This is a genomic window from Stenotrophomonas humi (assembly GCF_001431415.1).
GTDB classification, from domain to species: Bacteria; Pseudomonadota; Gammaproteobacteria; order Xanthomonadales; family Xanthomonadaceae; genus Stenotrophomonas; species Stenotrophomonas humi.
This window is the reverse complement of the sequence record NZ_LDJI01000006.1, coordinates 101125-118398: the sequence shown is the minus strand read 5'-3', so window position 1 is coordinate 118398 and position 17274 is coordinate 101125. Positions and strand designations below refer to the sequence as shown.

The window sequence follows — 17274 nt, the reverse complement described above, 5'->3', positions numbered from 1 at the left end:
GTGGGAGCGGCCTGCGGGACAGCGGCGCCGCCCGTCACTTCAGATCACAGGCCCAGTCCTTCAAGCACTCTTCCAAACAGCGCCATCGGTATCTGGCAAACCCCGTAGTCCCTGCCGCCGAACCAGTTGCAGGCAAACCACCCGAATGGCGTCATCAACAAGGCAATCAGCAAACCATCCATCAGCCAGTTGAATGTCCGTCGTCGTGCAAGCTGCACAACGAAATCAACACAGAAGCCCAGCAACATCAGCAGTGTCATCGCACCGAGCAGTACCGCGATGCCCAACGCACCATCCCCGCGATGTGCCTGGCCGGCCGCTTGCAGCGCTGACCAACGCGAGAACAGATACAACACCAGCAGCGGCAGGAAGAACACAAGCGCGCGGACGATCACCGACCAGGGGTAACGACTCATCGCTCCGCTCCGTTGGCATCCATCATGATTCGGTTACCTCAAGTGAGACTGGCGGCGACAACGTTGCCTCGATCATCGCAGGCATTCGGCGTCCTGCTGAACTCAGAACTGACCGCGCTCTGTGCCCTGCATCCAGGCATCCGGTCGCGGCGTCCACTCACCTTCACCGAGCACCGCTTCAAGCAGGTTGTGGAGGGGAAAGCCAAGGTTCTGTTCCGCAGACAGGCCACCGTCGCTCATCTGTGCCGCTGCCACGAATGCGCGGAACGCACGCTCATCCCCCGCTGCCAGCGAGGTGATCTTCTTGGCCAGATCGTAGGAGAGTCGGTTGCCATCGTCCATCGCCAGGAATGACTTGCCTGACCAGAACGTCTGGATGCTTTCCTCATTCCAATAAGCCGCATGCTGGGCGGCAATCTCATGTGGGAAGTACATCTGCGCGCTGGGTGCGGCCAACTGCGGAAACAGGGTGTGTTCGGTATTCACCGCCAAGCCCTCGTTCAACCAGGCCGGAATCGGCAGATGCTGCAGCAGGCAATGCGTGAGTTCGTGTGCGATCACCGGTTCCATCGCATCGAGGATTTCCAGTGGCATCACGAAGTGACCATACCCGGCCTTGATGAACATGCCCGAAGACATCGCGTACTCGCCGTCTTCGGGGTAGTAGTGCGACACATAGGCGTAGTAATCCTCAGTGTCCGCGAACACCATCACCACGTACTTGCCCATGCCCTGTTCAACGGCAAGCTCACCGAGGCTGCGGCTGATGCGCGACAGCATGCGCTGGCAGGTTTCCAGCACCACCACGGCAGGCCGATCCTGCAGGTTCGACAGCAGCAGGAAATCGGCGGACTCGTTGATCCGGTAATGCTCGCCGAGCTGCTGATTGAGCGCTTCCAGCCACTCCCGCGCCGCCGACGTCCGGTAGACATGCACCGCCTCGGCATTCATTTCTGCCGGTGCGTCCTGGCTGATCCGTTCCCAGTCGGCGATGGGCAGCTGGGTGCCGTCATACCAATGCATCTGTACCGGCACACGCGGCAGTGCCTTCGGCTGCGCGAGCTGCTTGCTTCGCGATGAGCGCTTTGTCAGCCATCCGAGCAGAAAGAAGATAAGCAGGAGCACCACCACAAGACCCAGGATCAAAAGGCTGGCGTTCTTTTCCTCCGCCCGGTGCATTTCCTGCTCGAAGAGTGTCGCGGCGTCTTCCGGCGGCACAACGATGGTTGCCACGCGCAACGGGGTTTGCAGGACATTCACCGGCGCACCGCCGACATTATCCGGGGTGCCAGCGAACGCGTTGCCCACCATCTGGGCAAGCAGAAGAACCAAGACCACAATCCCCTTCATGGCGTGTTGCTCCTCGACAGGGAGAAGCCTGATTTCGGTTTGATCACGCTGCACTTCCTTGTCTCTAAGCGCGAATGATAAGCGCTCGATGTTTGACCCGAAATGCCAGCCTCGGCGAATGCAGGGGAGCTAAAACAGAAAGGCCGAGCATCCGCTCAGCCTTTCTCGATCACTTCAACGTCTGGATTTCGATGCAAGCCGGGGGAAATCCGGCTCGGCTCAGCCCAGCCCTTCATTCGCAGGGCAATGCGTCACTCAGCAGCGCAGGATCGACCGGCGATCGGGTATCCAGCAAAGCGCGTTGCGCGGCGGTCGGCTCACCCAGCCACCACACTTTGCACTGCGTCAGCAGGCGGCCCACCATCTTCGACTGCGTCGGCTCGTAGAGCATCACCAACTGGTTCGTATTGCACTGATGGGCCTGGCACGCGGAGTAGTACCACCACGTCTTTCCATCCACTTCCATCGGCTGGCCCGGCGCGCTGGGGCCACTGAGCAGGCGATCGCGCAACGGTGGAACTTCCGTATCCGGCGATTCGGCCTTTGATGTCCCGGCCATCAATGCATCAAACGCAGCAAGCGCCTTGGGATCAGCACGACCGCAGTTGTCCACCGAGTTCCCGCCCACCAGGGTGAAGAAGTGCGTCGCCAGCGGCTCCTGTTCACAGCTGATCTCAGCGCCGGGCGTTTCCCCCTCCGGCTCGCCCTCGTTGTCCCACACGGATGGGTCCACGCCGGCCTCCACATCGTCCGGGACCGTGGTCGCCATTGCGGACGCGGGCTCCGCTGCTGCCTCGACGGCCGCCGCAGGCACCGCAGCCGTATCTCCGCGCGCATCAGATACCTGCTCGCACCCCGCAAGCAGAAGTGCCAACACAGATACACCAACAATTCGACGCTTCATTCCCTGTCCTGATCAACCCATGCGATGTCCCGATTCTTCGCGGATGTGGCGCGCGTCGGGGAGCAGGATTGTAACCAGCGGGCACGGACCAGGATGTCTCTGCGACGAGCAAGGCGACGGGGCTTTTACTCGCGGGAAAGAAAAGGGCCAGAGCGGAAATCCGGCTCTGACCCTTTCTCGTCATTGACTCTGTTTCTTCAGATCAGCTGCAAGCGCCGGCCTTGTGTGCGCCAGAGGTCGCCTCGCTCACGGTGTACTTGTCACCGGCGCTCGAGGAAAGCTGCTCGATCAAGCCCTTGCACGAGAAGCCCTGGATGCTGAGGTACTGTGCTGCGGACTTCGCCGCCTGCTCGTTCCAATCAGCGTTCAGGCTGTCCACCGCAAAGGTGGCATCGGCAACGCTGAAACCCTCGCCAGCATCCGCCGAAAGCTGATTGATCAGCCCGTTCCGCGAAAAGCCACCCATGCTGAGGTACTGCTCGGCGGACCTGATCGCATTCTTCTGTGGCCCGGTCAGGCTGGGTGCCGCTGCCGCTGCCGCTGCCGCTGCCTCTTCTTTCTTTGCTTCGACCGGCGCGGCTTCTTCCTTCTTCTCTTCAACGCGTGCGGCTTCTTGCTTCTTTGCCTCGGCGCGCTCGGCGGCCTTCTGCTCGCGCGCAGCAGCATCAGCGGCCTTCTGCTCCGGCGACTTGGTTGCTTCGATGATCATGCCAAGCGCGAGCAGACCGACAAAAGCAATCAAAATCCATTTCAGAAACTTCTTCATTCTTCCCCTTACATTGGTTGCAAAAACGTTGTTCTTAGTCACCGGTAACGCAGTGAGTGATAACTGCGGCCCGCCTTGAAACAGCCTCCGGGATCGCAGGCGTGGGCCGAATCATCAAGCCGCATGTGATCGCTGTCAAACATGGAATTGCCATTGATCCACAACACTTGCGCCAAAAATTTGGCGCCCACCCATCGAAGGAAACCCTCACCTTTCACCCACTTCCCGGCCGTCCCTCAAGCCCCAAGGCCAGAGCGAAGAGTGCCCTCCCCGCTTCTATTGTTCCCGGACTCCGGCATCCACCCTAAGCTGAGCCCTGACGCCTCATTGCAAGGCGCCGCTCTACAGCCCAGCTCAACTTCGACGCAATTCGCAGGATATGGAAATGGAAGCCAAGCAGTACCTCGTCATTCAAGAACATACCAGCGAGTTCCCCACGCCAATTTCCTTCGCGAAAGGCGCGCCGCTTGTTGTAGGCGAGACGTATGAAGGCCCTGAAGGCTGGGACAACTGGCTGTTCTGTGACACGCCAGGGCAAATAAGCGGCTGGGTACCAGCGCAGATCATCGAAATCATCGATGGCAACACCGCGCGAGCGCTTGAGGACTACACCGCCAGAGAATTGAACGTACAGGAAGGGGACCTGCTGCTTGGCATGAAGACCCTCAACGGCTGGGTTTGGTGCGAAAACTCCACCACCTCGGAGTCTGGATGGGTTCCACTTGCAAACCTCAGTGAAGCTTCCCGCTGATCCCTGCTATCGGGCGGGGACGACGATCGGTGCCCCGCGCAGCTGGGAGAAAAGGTGGAAGCCCGACTCTGACCCCAGTTTCGACGTTCGCTATCTGAGAGCGTTGCCTCTACATCTTCGACGGAGTGCTAAGCAACTCGGCGATGGTGTCCCCCAGATAGCGGAAGACCGTGCTCACCCGTGCAACGCCTCGCAGGCTTTCCGGCATGGCAATCCACACGTCCGTCCGAAAGTCGAAATCCTTTTTCAATACTCGAACCAGTCTCTGACGCCGGGCCATGACACTGTGGCAGGGGCCGATGCCGAGACCCGCGCGAATTGCCGCCAGCTGTGCCAGATGATTGTCGACCCTGAGCGCCGACCTGATTTGATACAGGGGGTATCCAAGTTGAGCGAGTACGGCCCAATCCCGCGTTGATCTGTCGGGCGTGATCAGTGGCCAATCAGCGAGCTGCTCGAGATTCGACGGTGTTCCATGGTGCTCAAGAAACTCCTGCGTGGCATACAAACCCACCGTCGAGCTTCCAAGGCGCCGTGCAACCAGCGCGTCATGAGCGGGCTTCACCGTCCGTATCGCGATGTCCGCATGATGATCGATCAGGCTCTCAACGTCATTCGACACGGCCAGCTCAAGCTGAAGATTGGGATGACGAGTCCGCAACGACAGCAGCAACGGCGGTAACAGCTCCCCGCCCCATAGTTCACTGGCCGCAATCCGGACGGTCCCGCCAAGTTCATTGACGTTCGCGCTGGCGCCGCGCTGGAAGGCAGCTGCTGCCTGCTCCATCGCCTCCAGATGAGGCAGCAGATCAAGGACGGATTGCGTGGGTACAACGGTTGCCGCAGTCCGGGTAAAGAGCACAGTACCCAGTGCATCCTCCAGGGCCTCGATGCGACGCCGAATGGTGGGCTGGCTCACCCCCATTATCCGCGCGGCCCCCAGCAGGCTCCCTTCCCGCAGCACAGCCAGCAGGATGCGTTGGTCATCCCATTGAGGCGTGGTCATGGTGAACAAATGTGTTCAGTAAGTTGGCCAATTCTATCAATTTCAACCGACTGCACTTCACGCCACCATGAGCCTCCCTCTCATCCAACGGGCCTGCACTGTGTCGTCAATCGTCAATGTCCATGAAGTCCAGGTTCATCCGCTTCCCGCGCCATATGCGCCCACCGGTCGCGCGGCGGAAACCCACGCGCCATTGTTGGCCCGGCTTGCCGGCATTCCTGGCAGCCCACAACTGGGCGCCAACCTGGTGGCGCTTGCACCGGGAAAGTGTGCGTTTCCCTTTCATTCGCACCGGGTGAGCGATGAACTCTTCTACATCGTCTCCGGAGCAGGAGAGCTTCGCTTCGGCGAGCATATCCATCCGCTGCGCGAAGGAGACTTCATTGCCTGCCATGCCGGCGGCCCTGAAGCCGCGCACCAGATCCGCAACACCGGCGCGTCCGAGCTGCGCTACATCGCCATTGGCACCAACCCGCCTGCAGATATCGCCGAGTACCCGGACAGCGGAAAGTTCAAGACCTACTCGCTCGGCGATGGCACATCACGCTTTGATGCGACTGCCAAGATGGACGAGGACAGTTCCGACTATTGGAGTTTGGCTGACGGATGAGCATATGCTGCTCGGTGATACGGAGCGCGCTCGCTGCGTGTAGAGCTGGCCGCACAACGATCCCGCATTGAGGAAGGTCGATTGGCAACCCTACTCTTCTCCCCTGTTTCGCAGCCCTGTCCACCAACGCGATATCCCGATGCTTCGCCGAAATAGCGCGCGTCGGGGCAGGATTGTAACCAGCGAGCACGGAAGGTGATGTTTCTGCGACGAGCGGACGATGAAGCTCTCACTCACGGGAAGGAAAAACGATCAGAGCGGAAGCGCGACCCTACCTCCTGCTTTCGCGTCCCCGCACCCGGCGCCAATCGACGTAGCGCACTGTCGGGAGCGAGGCGGAAGCTCAACCCTTAGCCTGTTTTTGACGTCAAGCATCCAACATCGACCATGCCCCTGTTTCCGTTGCTTTTCCCTAAACTTCGGCTGGCGTGTAGTGGTTCTGTTGCTCGCGAATGCAGGAGGCATTGAATAATGCGGCACAAGTACAAAATCCTGACAGCGTTACTGCTTGTCGCTGGAGGCAGTGCATACCTGTGGGGTGGGCAAGATAGCGAATCGAATCGATCCGCTTCATCGCAAGTCACGTCGAACGAATCAGGGCAGTTGAGCGGCGCCGGGACTGGTGACGCATCCCAACGGCCCAACGAATCGGCTCGCCATCGGGAGGCAACGAGAGGCCACGGCGATTCGGGCTCTACCGTTCTCACATTCAAGCAAGCCACCGACTGTCTTGCCTATCATGAAGCCGTTAGCGAGGTTCGTTCCATGTTGGAGGATGAACGGCTCGAAGATCTTTCAGACGAGACATTGGAAACCCTTCGCGCCATGGACACGGCAAGCTCCAGAAATGTATCGCTGGTTGAGCGGCTGGAAGCGTTCTGCAAGGGATCCGACAAGAGTCAGTTGGCCCGGGTGTTCTCCAATGCCGTCTTCGATGCCGCCCTCAAGGGGGATCCAGACGCACAGGCCTGCACTCTTTTGATGGGACCATCGTCCTGGCAAGGGAGCGGGCCGATCCCCGCAGGAGCCGCAGAGATCGGACGCTATTCCCAGCACGCTCCCGAATTTACACAGAAGGCCTTGCAGCGAGCGGACCCACGCGTAGCCGTGAGAGCGCTGCACAGCTACGTGCAGTCACCTACCGGACATGCCTCGTGGACAGATGGGTTGCCAAAGCCCGATCCAGCGCTGACGTGGCGTGGTGCCCGCCTGGCATCGTTACGCGCACTCCCTGTCCAACGCGCTGTCATAGAACTCCAGCTATCTGCGTTCGGTACAACGGGGATTCTTTCACCATCCGACATTCAGAGCGCTGACCGTTGGGCGCAGGGAACGTTCGAAAGAGAGTTCCGCGGGGAGGACGCCATCAACGTGGACTCTCCTGTGCCGTGCTACTCGTCGCAGGATCTGGCTCCCTAGCCTCCACTGCGGGGAAGGCAAGCCCTGAGTCAGCCTATTGGTTGGCGAGAAAGCCACCATCGAACTGTCGTACGAAGCGAAAGGCCCCGCCCTCATCATCGACAATCCATCCTCCTGCCGCTTTGCCGAGACCGGCGTGGAATGCCGCTCCTGGCAGGTCGAACTGTCCTGCACACAACACAACGACCTTGCGCTCAAGCGCGTAGACAGCGGCACCGGCATGATCGGCTTGATCATTCCCATCAACGCGCGCCCGTCCACGTTGGGAATCTACCGGCGCATCTGAGCAGCGGCCAAGCCTGACGACCTGCGTCAGCTGCAGCGTTCCAGGCCAAAGCGGAAACGCGACTGCGCCCAATATTCCTCTGCACCAGACAAGGCAAAAGGCCAGAGCGAAAGCCCGACTCCGACCCTTGGCTTCATCCGAGATCAGAACGGCGCTGGAATTCGCCTGCTCACTTGAAGGGACTGTGGGCCCTGCGCGTTGTAGCGAATCTCTGTTACCAACTGTCCTGGGGTTCCCAGCCAGACATAAACCTCTTGCCCCTGCCGGCCGACTTGCCACGGACGAAGGTCGCCGACTACCTCTGCGAGGGAATGATCACGATTGCACTGTTGATCGCCGAATTCCTGAGCGCAGGCCAGCCTTACACGCGTGGACAGAACGATCGGCTCGCGTAGTCGTTCAAGTACCGCGATGGCCTGGATGGACGACATCCCCGGATTGATGCCCGCATAGCCGACTAGGGGGCATGCTCCTTGGCTCAAAGCAACTTCGCCTGAGGAATGCACCCTCACTGGTTGCAGGCCGGCACGGCGACCATCAGGCACAGACACATGCCAGCGCTGCCTCACGCAACCCGCACCCTCGCGCCTGGGCGCTTCAAGCAGATCGAATGTCTCTACGCCGGGAAGATGGCTGCGCACGCTTCCCGGCCGTTCCAGATTTTCGATGGGGCCATGATCTTTGTCAGCGAGGTAGATCGCCGCCAGCTCTTGATACGTCCCGCCATCGGCCGCCAACCCCACTGAGGCCCACGCAGCCAGAAGCACGACAACGGGAATCTTCATCTGAACTCCTTTCGATGGAGCTTCAAGCCTAAGCCAGTTCATGGGAACAGTGGGAGGCTGAAACACGGTCCGACGTCGTGCTTTCCCCACCGCCCAAGAATCATTCGAAACGAAAGGCCGGAGCGGAAACTCGACTCTGACGCCTGTTTCGTCCGTGCTCGACTGCCGGTCATCCCCCTGCAGTTTCCTCGCCAAAGGCCAACCGTAATGCTTCGGTGTCGCCATTCAGCGCGGCACGCATGCGGCTCTCGTCCAGCGGGCGCACCACCCATTCGACATCCCATTGGAAGCCATTGCGCCTTGAAACCGGAATGGCCAGATACCAGCTCGGCCCGGGGCCCACGCAGTACCAGAATGCATCGTCCGCGGCCTGCCCCATCCAGCGCGGCTCCGGTTGCTGCATACCATCGAACCGCCCGTGCCGCTGTTTCACCACCCGCACCTGCGCACCGGTGAGGACAACGCCATCGCGCGACGGAAATCGCAGCCGCTCGAACGTTTCCTGGCGGGCAGCCCGCAACCGCTGCGGGCCGGAGAGTTGCGCGGCAGCCGACGCCACCACCACTACCATTCCCGCCAACATCACCAATGCGCTCTTCATGACATCCTGGCCGTAGTACCACCAAAGTCGTCAATGATAGCGATCAGCAGCAGGATGCTGCGCTACGGCACCGGCAGGAGAACGTCGAGTAAGCCACCAGAGCAGGAAGGCCGCAGCTGGATTGACCTTTGCCTCGCCCCTTCAACTCACACTCGTTCGCGCTCAAAATCCATCGGCGCGCCTCAGCAGAGGCAAAGCCTGACAAATCGTAATAGCCACAGCGTTCAAGGCCAAAACGGAAGCGCGACTCCGCCCATCATTCTCTACAGCAAACAACGCAAAGGTCAGAGCAGAAACCCGACTCTGCCCTCTGCTTTTCCTCACTTATGCACCCCCAAAGTGAACCGCCCAATATCGGACGCTTGAACTAACGAAACGCCGCCGTCCGTAGGATTAAAGAACACATAGACGTCTCCAATTCTCCCCGCGAGATTATGCCCTTCCAGTTCAGGCGAGGGGGCAATGAGTAGAGCCCCTCTTTTACCCATAACAACGTCATTGGCCTCACGCATCCCAAGGTAGTGAGCCGCAAGAGAAACGTAGAAAATTGAAAACGCAACATAAGGTAGTAATTCTGCATCACCAATGATCTGCAAGATCCGAGGCGAACGATACGCCCCCCATATCGAGATCCACGTTGCCACAACTCCGACAGCTAGATACCCCCCAAAGTCGACCAGGAGAAAAAGTGCAACAAGTGACCCTACGAGGGCTACGATTACGACAACGACCAAGAGCTTTCTCTTCTCCAGATGGTTGCTAAGCGATCCTCCTAAAGAGGCGGCGACTAGAGCGACCGCGAACATCATTGCAATCGTTACCCCAACCCCAGTCATTCCGACCAAGGCCAAGTCACTTACGCCACCAAACTGAAAGGGATTCAGACCAAAGCGCCCCCAATATGCCTTGAGGTAAATGACACCTTGAACAAGCCCAAAACCCAACAACACAGACCCCCATGCCAATATCTGCGCGTTAGATAAAGACACCTTATTCGACACACCCCCTCCAGCCTCATTAATTAACAAAGAACGAGAGAACGGCGCAGAGTGGAGTTTCGCAAGAGCTCAAAAATTAAGCCTGATCTCTGTGCGCTACTTCCCCTCAAGAATAAGGTCAGGGCGGATAACCGAATCTGACCTCATTCCAACCGCTCTCCATCACCATCCTTTCTGGACCACAACAGGGACTACACCGCCGCGCCCTGCGCCTCAAATAGCTTGACCGACTCAATCAAACCTTCGGAATTGGCATATATATCATCAACACCGTCAATCGGAATTCTCAACTCGGCTCTCGATTGATCCAGCAGTCCCAAGTATTTCTGCGCCCTATTAAAATGAAGCCTGCATATGGTCTTTCTATTATTGTCATCAAGAAGGATGGCGCAGTAGCTTTGGTTGTCGCGCATCACGATCCGTTTAACGTCAACCACGGATCTCAGAATTGCACGAACAACCATAAACCCCTCACGCTCCTCTTCAGTTGTTACAACTTTCTCGAGCGAATCTTCAGCCTGCGACAACGTCGATTGAACCACCTCAATCGCCGGTGCAGCGACACTCCCAGGACCGACAATCGCTGATTTCAACCGGTCATTGGCCTGATCATTCAAGAATTGCACGGCCGCCTTTCGCGTCAACTCAGAGAACAACTCCCTGACCTTCTGAGTAATCGTTCCGTCATATACGCGCGTCGCCACGAACCTTACGAAGTCTTCGTCCGGGCTGTTGAGTAAACCCGTCAGCAGCTTCTTAATTCTGCTCACGTATTTCAGTTCACCTGCCGCATTGACTATGGATTCAACATCAAACGCGGCCTTTGTAAGCTTCACCAACTCAGGGATCACATGCTCATCTACGTCAAGTAGATCAAGCTCCATGAATGGCTTCTCATCCATTTTATTCGGAGCATCCAGATCAGTGAAAAAGCTATAGAAGCGCCCATTGGTAAGAATCGCGACCCTGGCGCTGGTCACATGAAAGTACCTAAACAACTGACTTGCATGATTGATACTGAGCGGCTCGCCAATTTTCTTGCACTCAATGAGGATTTGAACTTCACCACCCTTCAGAATGGCGTAGTCAATCTTTTCTCCCTTCTTTGTTCCGACGTCACACACATATTCCGGAATCACTTCAGAAGGATCGAAAACGTCGTACCCAAGAACTGAATGTATGAAGGGCATCACGAATGCATTCTTTGTCGCCTCTTCCGTTTGGATCGCCGAGGCCTGTTGAGCAACTTTCACACTTAAGCCGGCCAGACTATTGGTAAAGTCCATATCACCCTCGTGAGCTTCAAGAAACCCGATACTAGCCCAAACAAGCGGGCAAGAAAAAACCCGGCTTTCGCCGGGTTTCTCTTACCGCCTGTCCTTTCAAATCAACCGCACTTGCTATACCCACAATTCAAGCAGGTCTGGCAGCCGTCCATGATCACCAGCGCCTTGGTGTTGCACTTGTGGCACATGGTGGCACTGGCCGGGAAACTGCCGTTGTCGGCGCTGTCGATGATTACCAGCTCTTCGTCGTCGGCCGGTGCAGCAACCGGCGCTGCGATTACTTCACTGTTTTTTTTTGAGCGCTCTTCGAACTGCTTGCGCTTTTCGGCGATCAGGGCGCGCTGGTGCACGCTCATTTCCGGGTCGTGCAGCAGGCCGATGGACTTCATGTGGTCTTCGACGATGGAGCCCAGCTCGGCGACCAGCGACGGCATGTACACGCCACCGGCCTTGAAGTAGCCGCCCTTCGGGTCGAACACGGCCTTCATTTCATCGACGATGAAGGTGACGTCGCCGCCCTTGCGGAACACGGCGGACATGATGCGGGTCAGCGCCACGATCCACTGGAAATGCTCCATCGACTTGGAATTGATGAAGATCTCGAACGGGCGACGCAGCTCGTGCTCGGTGTCCTGGTTGAGCACGATGTCGTTGATGGTCACGTAGAACGCGTGCTCCACCAGCGGTGATTTGATCTTGTAGGTGCTGCCGATCAGCATTTCCGGGCGCTCGATGCGCTCGTGCATGTGAACGATGTTGTCCGCCGGGGACTCGACCGGGGCCACCGTCAGCGCGGCCTTGGCCGCTGCAGCTGTTTCGCGGGCTTTGTCGTCCGGAGTAATGACGGAGTAGCCCTTGATTTTCTTGTCGATCTTGACGGCCATGGTGCGAGTCCTGGTTATGCGTTGCGTACGGATTGCGGCAGCAACCCCGCCCCTGACGGGACGGGGTGCGCGGTGCGGCTTAGGCTTACTTGCGGGCAGCCTTCTTGGCGGCCTTCTTTACTGCGGTGGCTTTCTTGGCAACGGTCTTCTTGGCCGAAGCTGCCTTCTTGGCGACAGTCTTCTTGGCAACCGTGGCCTTACGGGCAACCTTCTTCTCGGTGGCCTTCACCGTCTTCTTGACGGCGGCGACCTTCTTGCCGGCCTTCTTCTCGACCTTCTTCACTGCCTTTTTGGCGGCGACGGTCTTCTTGCCGATGACCTTGGCAACCTTCTTCTGGGCAGCCTTCACCGTCTTCTTGGCGGCGGCGGTCTTCTTGCCGACGACCTTGGCAACCTTCTTCTCGGCAGCCTTCACCGACTTCTTGGCTGCGGCGGCCTTCTTGCCGACAACCTTGGCGACCTTCTTCTCGACGGCCTTCACCGACTTCTTGGCGGCGGCAGCCTTCTTGCTGACGGCCTTGACCACCTTCTTCTCGGTCGCCTTGACCGACTTCTTGGCGGCAGCAACCTTGGTGGCAGCCTTCTTCTCGACCTTGGCGATGGCCTTCTTGGTCGCGGCGCGCTTACCGGCGCCCTTCTTGGTCAGCTCGGCGGCTTCAGCCTTGGCGTTGGCCTTGGCGGTCTCCAGCTTCTTGCGCACGGAGGTCACCGTCTTCTTCACTTCCTTCTTGGCGGTGGCGGCCTTCTTGGCCACAACCTTCTCCGCCTTCACGACGGCCTTCTTGACCTTGGCCACCTGCTTCTTGGCGCCGGCTTCAACTTTGCGCGCGCGGGTTTTCACCACGGCAACGGCTTCAGTGGCGGTGGCAGCGATGGTTTCGCCCAGGTGAGTTGCAGTTTCTTTCACGTTTTCAGCAACCTGGGAGACGGTCGCCGTTACACCATTACCATTGCTCATGTTGCCCTCCTAAGGGCGTCGGGTCTGTAATGCTGGCGATGCTATATCGAAGCGGATGCGACGGGAAACAAACGCACAACAAAAACCCGGTGGCGGCGACCACCGTCGTGCCACCCCGCGTAGTCCGCGGGGCAGCGTTGGAAGCTTTTAGAACTTGCCGTAGTAGCCTTCCTTGAGCGCGTCGAACAGGTTGGCGGCGGTGTGCATTTCGCCGTCGTACTCGATCTGCTCGTTGCCCTTGACCTCCACTACCTGGCCGTCGTCCAGCTCGAAACGGTAGGTGGTGTTCTCAAGGTCGGCTTCCTTCACCAGCACGCCCTGGAAGGCGGCCGGGTTGAAGCGGAACGTCGTGCAGCCCTTCAAACCCTGCTCGTGGGCGTAGCGGTAGATGTCCTTGAACTGCTCGTACGGGTAATCGGTGGGTACGTTGGCGGTCTTGGAGATGGAGCTGTCCACCCACTTCTGCGCGGCGGCCTGCACGTCCACGTGTTCCTTGGGCGAGATGTCGTCGGCGCTGATGAAGTAGTCCGGCAGCTGCGCGCCGGGCTCGTCGCTGAAGGGCATGGCCTTCTGGTTGACCAGCGCGCGGTAGGCCAGCAGCTCGAAGGAGAACACGTCCACCTTTTCCTTGGACTTCTTGCCTTCGCGGATCACGTTGCGGCTGTAGTGGTGCGCGAACGAGGGCTCGATGCCGTTGGAAGCGTTGTTGGCCAGCGACAGGCTGATGGTGCCGGTCGGGGCGATGGAGCTGTGGTGGGTGAAGCGCGCGCCGGTTTCGGCCAGGGCTTCCACCAGCTCCGGGGCCACCGTGGCCACGCGCTGCATGTAGCGGCTGTAGCGGGCGTGCAGCACCTTGCCAGTGATCTTCTGGCCGAGCTTCCAGCCGTCCTTCTTCATTTCCGGGCGCTGGCGCAGCATGGCGGCGGTGACCTTGAACTCTTCGTCCATGATCGGCGCGGCGCCCTTTTCGCGGGCCAGCTCCAGGCCGGTTTCCCAGCCGGCCACGGCCATGTCACGGGCGATGGCGTCGGTGAATTCGCAGGACTGCGCCGAGCCGTACTTCATCTTGAGCATGGTCATGGTGCTGCCCAGGCCCAGGAAGCCCATGCCGTGGCGGCGCTTGCGCATGATTTCCTGGCGCTGCTGCTCCAGCGGCAGGCCGTTGACCTCGACCACGTTGTCGAGCATGCGGGTGAACACGCGCACCACTTCCTTGTACTCGTCCCAGTCGAACGAGGCCTTGTCGGTGAACGGGTCCTGCACGAACTTGGTCAGGTTGACCGAACCCAGCAGGCAGGCGCCGTACGGCGGCAGCGGCTGTTCGCCACACGGGTTGGTCGCGCGGATGTTCTCGCACCACCAGTTGTTGTTCATCTCGTTGACGCGGTCGATCAGGATGAAACCCGGCTCGGCATAGTCATAGGTGGACACCATGATCATGTCCCACAGGTGGCGGGCACGGATGTGCCCGTACACCTTGCAGGCCACCAGGCCGTCGTCGCGCACGATGTAGTTGTCGTGGGTCGGCCATTCGCGCCAGACCACATCGGCCGAGTTCTGGTCGACTTCGGCCTGTTCCTTGATGTTGATCGGGAACACCAGCTGCCAGTCGGCGTCGTTCTTGACCGCGTCCATGAAGCCGTCGGTGATCAGCAGCGACAGGTTGAACTGGCGCAGGCGGCCGTCCTCGCGCTTGGCGCGGATGAAATCCTTCACGTCCGGGTGCGACACGTCGAAGGTGCCCATCTGCGCGCCACGACGGCCACCGGCCGAGGACACGGTGAAGCACATCTTGTCGTAGATATCCATGAAGGACATCGGCCCGGAGGTGTAGGCACCGGCGCCGGCGACGAAGGCACCGCGCGGACGCAGGGTGCTGAACTCGTAGCCGATGCCACAGCCGGCCTTCAGGGTCAGGCCCGCTTCGTGGACCTTTTCCAGGATGCCGTCCATCGAGTCGGTGATGGTGCCCGACACGGTGCAGTTGATGGTGCTGGTGGCCGGCTTGTGTTCCTGCGCACCGGCGTTGGAGGTGATGCGGCCGGCGGGGATGGCCCCGCGGCGCAGCGCCCACAGGAAACGCTCATACCAGTAAGCGCGTTTCTCGTCGGTGGCTTCGGCATCGGCCAGGGCACGCGCGACACGCTGGTAGGTGCCGTCGATATCGGCATCCAGCGCTTCACCTGCCTTGGACGTAAGGCGGTACTTCTTCTCCCAGATGTCCTGCGAGGCAGGCTGCAGGGGAATCAGGTCCGACTTGGTTTGATTGCTGACCACTTCCAGACGCACCGTACTCATGATTGTGGGAATTCTCCTGGGGCACCTTGCGGTGCGATCTACTTTTCCCTGCTGGCAGAGCTGCAACGACGACGACGCGCAGGCGCGTGATTACGCGCCTGCTGGCGGGATGGGAGGAATCCGGGGACTACCGGTTTTCTGCATCACTGTCGCGGTCATTGCACGCCTTCCGTTGGGGTGCTTGCACCCCGAGCGATAACCCTACTGCTTGGGGACGTTTTTCACATCAACCCAACATCTAGTGGGTGATGGCGAGACCAAGCTTACCCACCGCCGGGGTGAAGTCAAACAAAAAATCTGCATCTGGACTATTGCATTTCGTGCAGGGCGCGCCGGCCTTGGGATTGCGGTGCGGAAGAGAATTTCATTGTCGATTTAGGCACCACCGGCCACACTCGCGTTCAGCAATCCGCCCCGCCCCGGGCCGCCGTCGGCGCCCCTGCATGGAATCTCTCGGCTTATGCGACCGCTCCCCACACTGCTTACCCTGGCCCTGGCCGCAGCCTTTGGCGGCTTTACTGCCAGCGCCATCAATGCCCATCTGGACAACCGTGCCGAGGCCGCCAACGCCTCGGCGGTGCTGCCCACCACGGCCGCCCTGCCTGCCGCCGTCGCCGGGCAGGCAGTGCCGTCGCTGGCGCCGATGCTGGAACAGGCCATGCCGGCGGTGGTCAGCGTCAACACCAAACAGGTCGTGCGGGTGCGCAACCCGTTCTTCGACGACCCGTTCTTCCGCCGCCTGTTCCCGCAGGTGCCGCAGGAGCGCATCAACGAGTCGCTGGGCTCGGGCGTCATCATCGACGCGGCCAAGGGCCTGGTGCTGACCAACCACCACGTCATCGACAACGCCGACGACGTGCGCGTGACCCTGGCCGATGGCCGCACCGTGCAGGCCGAGTTCATCGGTTCGGATCCGGACACCGACATCGCACTGATCCGCATCCCGGCAGAAAAGCTCACCGCGCTGCCGCTGGGCAACAGTGACCAGCTGCGCGTGGGTGACTTCGTGGTGGCCATCGGCAACCCGTTCGGCTTCAGCCAGACGGTGACCTCGGGCATCGTTTCCGCCGTGGGCCGCAGCGGCATCCGTGGGCTGGGCTATCAGAACTTCATCCAGACCGACGCCTCGATCAACCCGGGCAACTCCGGCGGCGCGCTGGTCAACCTGTCCGGCCAGCTGGTCGGCATCAATACCGCCAGCTTCAACCCGCAGGGCAGCATGGCCGGCAACATCGGCCTGGGCCTGGCCATTCCCTCCAATCTGGCACGCGACGTGGTCGAGCAGCTGGTGACCAAGGGCGTGGTGGTACGCGGCACGCTGGGCGTGGAAACCCAGAATCTGACCCCGCAGATGGCCAGTGGGCTGGGCCTGAGCGAAACCCGGGGCGCACTGATCACCCGCGTGCTGCCCAACTCCGGTGCCGCAGGCGCGGGACTGAAGGCCGGCGACGTGGTACTGGCCATCAATGGCCAACGCGTGGACAACGCGCAGGCGCTGCACAACTTCGAAGGGCTTTCCACGGTGGGCCGCAGCGTCGATCTTGACGTGCGCCGCGACGGCAAGCCGCTGCAACTCAAGGCCACGCTGAAGGAACAGCCGCGCGCGGTCGCCGGTGACTCGCTGGACCCGCGCCTGGGTGGCGCCACCTTTGCCGATCTGCCCGAATCACTGCGCCAGGCCGGCATCAACGGCGTGCTGGTCAACGACGTGGCGCGCGGCAGCCGTGCCGCACAGTCGGGATTGGCCGGTGGCGACGTGATTCTGGCCGCGAGCAGCGGCGAGTTCACCGACCTGGCCAGCTGGCGTGCAAGTTTCAGCCCGCGCCCGCAGCAACTGGTGCTGAGCATCCTGCGTGGCAACGTCCGTGGCCAGTTGGTGATGCGATGATGCAACGCGCGCAGCAACGTGTTCATCCGCATTTCCAGGTACGTTCCGGATGCGCTTGTGTTGTCACG

At 60.0% G+C, this 17274-nt stretch carries 16 protein-coding genes; 4 read left to right on the top strand and 12 right to left on the bottom strand.

The annotated features are described in order from the left end of the window. Positions 1-44 precede the first annotated feature (44 nt). From ABB26_RS03200 to ABB26_RS03185, 4 genes are all read right to left on the bottom strand, one after another. A complete protein-coding gene (locus tag ABB26_RS03200) occupies positions 45-416 on the bottom strand; it encodes a hypothetical protein (protein ID WP_057632133.1) in 372 nt (123 codons plus the stop codon). 102 nt (positions 417-518) lie between these two features. Continuing rightward, positions 519-1748 carry a hypothetical protein gene (locus tag ABB26_RS03195; RefSeq protein ID WP_152982524.1) on the bottom strand — a complete coding sequence of 410 codons (1230 nt, stop codon included), beginning with the start codon at positions 1746-1748 and terminating at the stop codon, positions 519-521. A gap of 250 nt (positions 1749-1998) precedes the next feature. After that, positions 1999-2535, bottom strand: coding sequence for an Ivy family c-type lysozyme inhibitor (locus tag ABB26_RS03190; RefSeq protein ID WP_245626123.1), 537 nt, complete (start codon positions 2533-2535; stop codon positions 1999-2001). Positions 2536-2872: 337 nt separating this feature from the next. Further along, a complete protein-coding gene (locus ABB26_RS03185; protein WP_057632130.1) occupies positions 2873-3436 on the bottom strand; it encodes an Ltp family lipoprotein in 564 nt (187 codons plus the stop codon). Positions 3437-3821: 385 nt separating this feature from the next. Here ABB26_RS03185 and ABB26_RS03180 point away from each other — a divergent pair, with 385 nt between their 5' ends. After that, on the top strand, positions 3822-4187 hold the full coding sequence (locus ABB26_RS03180) for an SH3 domain-containing protein (protein ID WP_057632239.1): 366 nt from the start codon (positions 3822-3824) through the stop codon (positions 4185-4187). 109 nt (positions 4188-4296) lie between these two features. Here ABB26_RS03180 and ABB26_RS03175 read toward each other — a convergent pair whose 3' ends face one another. Then, positions 4297-5193, bottom strand: a complete 897-nt coding sequence (locus ABB26_RS03175; protein ID WP_057632238.1) for a LysR family transcriptional regulator — start codon at positions 5191-5193, stop codon at positions 4297-4299. 67 nt (positions 5194-5260) lie between these two features. Between ABB26_RS03175 and ABB26_RS18520 the strand changes: the two genes are divergently transcribed. Next, positions 5261-5803: a cupin domain-containing protein gene (locus tag ABB26_RS18520; protein ID WP_083490660.1), complete on the top strand. Its 543-nt coding sequence runs from the start codon at positions 5261-5263 to the stop codon at positions 5801-5803. Positions 5804-7259: 1456 nt separating this feature from the next. After that, the gene (locus tag ABB26_RS03155; RefSeq protein ID WP_057632126.1) at positions 7260-7508 is read left to right on the top strand and encodes a hypothetical protein; all 249 of its coding nucleotides are present in this window, start codon (positions 7260-7262) and stop codon (positions 7506-7508) included. 143 nt (positions 7509-7651) lie between these two features. Here ABB26_RS03155 and ABB26_RS18835 read toward each other — a convergent pair whose 3' ends face one another. From ABB26_RS18835 to ABB26_RS03115, 7 genes are all read right to left on the bottom strand, one after another. Beyond that, the gene (locus ABB26_RS18835) at positions 7652-8293 is read right to left on the bottom strand and encodes a hypothetical protein (RefSeq protein ID WP_152982523.1); all 642 of its coding nucleotides are present in this window, start codon (positions 8291-8293) and stop codon (positions 7652-7654) included. Between the two features lie 169 nt (positions 8294-8462). Continuing rightward, entirely contained in the window at positions 8463-8894 is a 432-nt protein-coding gene (locus ABB26_RS03140; RefSeq protein WP_057632123.1) for a hypothetical protein, read from the bottom strand. 320 nt (positions 8895-9214) lie between these two features. Then, positions 9215-9895: a hypothetical protein gene (locus ABB26_RS03135; RefSeq protein ID WP_152982522.1), complete on the bottom strand. Its 681-nt coding sequence runs from the start codon at positions 9893-9895 to the stop codon at positions 9215-9217. Between the two features lie 188 nt (positions 9896-10083). Beyond that, entirely contained in the window at positions 10084-11178 is a 1095-nt protein-coding gene (locus tag ABB26_RS03130; RefSeq protein WP_057632121.1) for a type I restriction endonuclease, read from the bottom strand. A gap of 101 nt (positions 11179-11279) precedes the next feature. Next, a complete protein-coding gene (locus ABB26_RS03125) occupies positions 11280-12062 on the bottom strand; it encodes a TSCPD domain-containing protein (RefSeq protein WP_057632120.1) in 783 nt (260 codons plus the stop codon). An 85-nt stretch (positions 12063-12147) separates the two neighbouring features. Further along, positions 12148-13020 carry a hypothetical protein gene (locus tag ABB26_RS03120; protein WP_057632119.1) on the bottom strand — a complete coding sequence of 291 codons (873 nt, stop codon included), beginning with the start codon at positions 13018-13020 and terminating at the stop codon, positions 12148-12150. Positions 13021-13167: 147 nt separating this feature from the next. Beyond that, positions 13168-15318 carry an adenosylcobalamin-dependent ribonucleoside-diphosphate reductase gene (locus ABB26_RS03115; RefSeq protein ID WP_057632118.1) on the bottom strand — a complete coding sequence of 717 codons (2151 nt, stop codon included), beginning with the start codon at positions 15316-15318 and terminating at the stop codon, positions 13168-13170. A gap of 460 nt (positions 15319-15778) precedes the next feature. Between ABB26_RS03115 and ABB26_RS03110 the strand changes: the two genes are divergently transcribed. Beyond that, positions 15779-17206 (top strand): Do family serine endopeptidase, encoded by a 1428-nt coding sequence (locus ABB26_RS03110; RefSeq protein WP_057632117.1) that lies wholly within the window; start codon positions 15779-15781, stop codon positions 17204-17206. Positions 17207-17274 lie beyond the last annotated feature (68 nt).

Coding starts and splice junctions, on each gene's coding strand:
- ABB26_RS03200 (WP_057632133.1), bottom strand. CDS start 416: ATGAGTCGTTACCCCTGGTCGGTGATCGTCCGCGCGCTTGTGTTCTTC.
- ABB26_RS03190 (WP_245626123.1), bottom strand. CDS start 2,535: ATGGCGACCACGGTCCCGGACGATGTGGAGGCCGGCGTGGACCCATCC.
- ABB26_RS03185 (WP_057632130.1), bottom strand. CDS start 3,436: ATGAAGAAGTTTCTGAAATGGATTTTGATTGCTTTTGTCGGTCTGCTC.
- ABB26_RS03180 (WP_057632239.1), top strand. CDS start 3,822: ATGGAAGCCAAGCAGTACCTCGTCATTCAAGAACATACCAGCGAGTTC.
- ABB26_RS03175 (WP_057632238.1), bottom strand. CDS start 5,193: ATGACCACGCCTCAATGGGATGACCAACGCATCCTGCTGGCTGTGCTG.
- ABB26_RS18520 (WP_083490660.1), top strand. CDS start 5,261: ATGAGCCTCCCTCTCATCCAACGGGCCTGCACTGTGTCGTCAATCGTC.
- ABB26_RS18835 (WP_152982523.1), bottom strand. CDS start 8,293: ATGAAGATTCCCGTTGTCGTGCTTCTGGCTGCGTGGGCCTCAGTGGGG.
- ABB26_RS03140 (WP_057632123.1), bottom strand. CDS start 8,894: ATGAAGAGCGCATTGGTGATGTTGGCGGGAATGGTAGTGGTGGTGGCG.
- ABB26_RS03130 (WP_057632121.1), bottom strand. CDS start 11,178: ATGGACTTTACCAATAGTCTGGCCGGCTTAAGTGTGAAAGTTGCTCAA.
- ABB26_RS03125 (WP_057632120.1), bottom strand. CDS start 12,062: ATGGCCGTCAAGATCGACAAGAAAATCAAGGGCTACTCCGTCATTACT.
- ABB26_RS03120 (WP_057632119.1), bottom strand. CDS start 13,020: ATGAGCAATGGTAATGGTGTAACGGCGACCGTCTCCCAGGTTGCTGAA.
- ABB26_RS03115 (WP_057632118.1), bottom strand. CDS start 15,318: ATGAGTACGGTGCGTCTGGAAGTGGTCAGCAATCAAACCAAGTCGGAC.
- ABB26_RS03110 (WP_057632117.1), top strand. CDS start 15,779: ATGCGACCGCTCCCCACACTGCTTACCCTGGCCCTGGCCGCAGCCTTT.